Origin of the sequence: Bacillus sp. SRB3LM, from assembly GCF_015712745.1 — a bacterium.
GTDB classification, from domain to species: Bacteria; Bacillota; Bacilli; order Bacillales; family Bacillaceae_G; genus Bacillus_A; species Bacillus_A thuringiensis_K.
Map to the genome: position 1 here is coordinate 317,501 of NZ_VWVQ01000045.1, position 2,246 is coordinate 319,746.

Sequence of the window (2,246 nt, forward strand, 5' to 3'; positions counted from 1 at the left end):
TCCACCGAATGCCTAAGGTTTCCTGAGGAAGGCTCGTCCGCTCAGGGTTAGTCAGGACCTAAGCCGAGGCCGACAGGCGTAGGCGATGGACAACAGGTTGATATTCCTGTACCACCTCTTTATCGTTTGAGCAATGGAGGGACGCAGAAGGATAGAAGAAGCGTGCGATTGGTTGTGCACGTCCAAGCAGTTAGGCTGATAAGTAGGCAAATCCGCTTATCGTAAAGGCTGAGCTGTGATGGGGAAGCTCCTTATGGAGCGAAGTCTTTGATTCCCCGCTGCCAAGAAAAGCTTCTAGCGAGATAAAAGGTGCCTGTACCGCAAACCGACACAGGTAGGCGAGGAGAGAATCCTAAGGTGTGCGAGAGAACTCTGGTTAAGGAACTCGGCAAAATGACCCCGTAACTTCGGGAGAAGGGGTGCTTTCTTAACGGAAAGCCGCAGTGAATAGGCCCAAGCGACTGTTTAGCAAAAACACAGCTCTCTGCGAAGCCGTAAGGCGAAGTATAGGGGGTGACACCTGCCCGGTGCTGGAAGGTTAAGGAGAGGGGTTAGCGTAAGCGAAGCTCTGAACTGAAGCCCCAGTAAACGGCGGCCGTAACTATAACGGTCCTAAGGTAGCGAAATTCCTTGTCGGGTAAGTTCCGACCCGCACGAAAGGTGTAACGATTTGGGCACTGTCTCAACCAGAGACTCGGTGAAATTATAGTACCTGTGAAGATGCAGGTTACCCGCGACAGGACGGAAAGACCCCGTGGAGCTTTACTGTAGCCTGATATTGAATTTTGGTACAGTTTGTACAGGATAGGCGGGAGCCATTGAAACCGGAGCGCTAGCTTCGGTGGAGGCGCTGGTGGGATACCGCCCTGACTGTATTGAAATTCTAACCTACGGGTCTTATCGACCCGGGAGACAGTGTCAGGTGGGCAGTTTGACTGGGGCGGTCGCCTCCTAAAGTGTAACGGAGGCGCCCAAAGGTTCCCTCAGAATGGTTGGAAATCATTCGTAGAGTGCAAAGGCATAAGGGAGCTTGACTGCGAGACCTACAAGTCGAGCAGGGACGAAAGTCGGGCTTAGTGATCCGGTGGTTCCGCATGGAAGGGCCATCGCTCAACGGATAAAAGCTACCCCGGGGATAACAGGCTTATCTCCCCCAAGAGTCCACATCGACGGGGAGGTTTGGCACCTCGATGTCGGCTCATCGCATCCTGGGGCTGTAGTCGGTCCCAAGGGTTGGGCTGTTCGCCCATTAAAGCGGTACGCGAGCTGGGTTCAGAACGTCGTGAGACAGTTCGGTCCCTATCCGTCGTGGGCGTAGGAAATTTGAGAGGAGCTGTCCTTAGTACGAGAGGACCGGGATGGACGCACCGCTGGTGTACCAGTTGTTCTGCCAAGGGCATAGCTGGGTAGCTATGTGCGGAAGGGATAAGTGCTGAAAGCATCTAAGCATGAAGCCCCCCTCAAGATGAGATTTCCCATAGCGTAAGCTAGTAAGATCCCTGAAAGATGATCAGGTTGATAGGTTCGAGGTGGAAGCATGGTGACATGTGGAGCTGACGAATACTAATAGATCGAGGACTTAACCATATAATATGTAGCAATGTTATCTAGTTTTGAAAGAATATAAAAAACTTGTTGACTTTCAAAAGTAAATGAGTTATAATAATTCTTGTCTTAAATGAATACAGTCTGGTAATGATGGCAGAGAGGTCACACCCGTTCCCATACCGAACACGGAAGTTAAGCTCTCTAGCGCCGATGGTAGTTGGGACCTTGTCCCTGTGAGAGTAGGACGTTGCCAGGCAAAATGGAGGATTAGCTCAGCTGGGAGAGCACCTGCCTTACAAGCAGGGGGTCGGCGGTTCGATCCCGTCATCCTCCACCATATATGTCGGAGGGGTAGCGAAGTGGCTAAACGCGGCGGACTGTAAATCCGCTCCTTCGGGTTCGGCAGTTCGAATCTGCCCCCCTCCACCATTCTTAATTAATGGGCTATAGCCAAGCGGTAAGGCAACGGACTTTGACTCCGTCATGCGCTGGTTCGAATCCAGCTAGCCCAGCCATTAAGAGCCATTAGCTCAGTTGGTAGAGCATCTGACTTTTAATCAGAGGGTCGAAGGTTCGAGTCCTTCATGGCTCACCATTTTAATGAAATATGCGGGTGTGGCGGAATTGGCAGACGCACTAGACTTAGGATCTAGCGCCTTTGGCGTGGGGGTTCGACTCCCTTCACCCGCACTTTTAAT

Annotated in this window: 5 tRNA genes and 2 rRNA genes (1 of these 7 cut by a window edge); all 7 read left to right on the plus strand. The window is 51.8% G+C overall.

What is annotated here, in order from left to right:
* Nucleotides 1–1,587: ribosomal RNA gene (locus F3I02_RS19265) — 23S ribosomal RNA — on the plus strand; it begins 1,336 nt to the left of the window's first position.
* 101 nt (nucleotides 1,588–1,688) lie between these two features.
* Nucleotides 1,689–1,804, plus strand: a 5S ribosomal RNA gene (gene rrf, locus F3I02_RS19270).
* Between the two features lie 5 nt (nucleotides 1,805–1,809).
* Nucleotides 1,810–1,885 (plus strand) — tRNA-Val (locus F3I02_RS19275).
* Nucleotides 1,886–1,893: 8 nt separating this feature from the next.
* Nucleotides 1,894–1,977 (plus strand) — tRNA-Tyr (locus tag F3I02_RS19280).
* Nucleotides 1,978–1,988: 11 nt separating this feature from the next.
* Nucleotides 1,989–2,063: transfer RNA gene (locus F3I02_RS19285), tRNA-Gln, on the plus strand.
* 4 nt (nucleotides 2,064–2,067) lie between these two features.
* Nucleotides 2,068–2,143 (plus strand) — tRNA-Lys (locus F3I02_RS19290).
* Nucleotides 2,144–2,157: 14 nt separating this feature from the next.
* Nucleotides 2,158–2,238: transfer RNA gene (locus tag F3I02_RS19295), tRNA-Leu, on the plus strand.
* The last annotated feature ends 8 nt before the right edge of the window (nucleotides 2,239–2,246 follow it).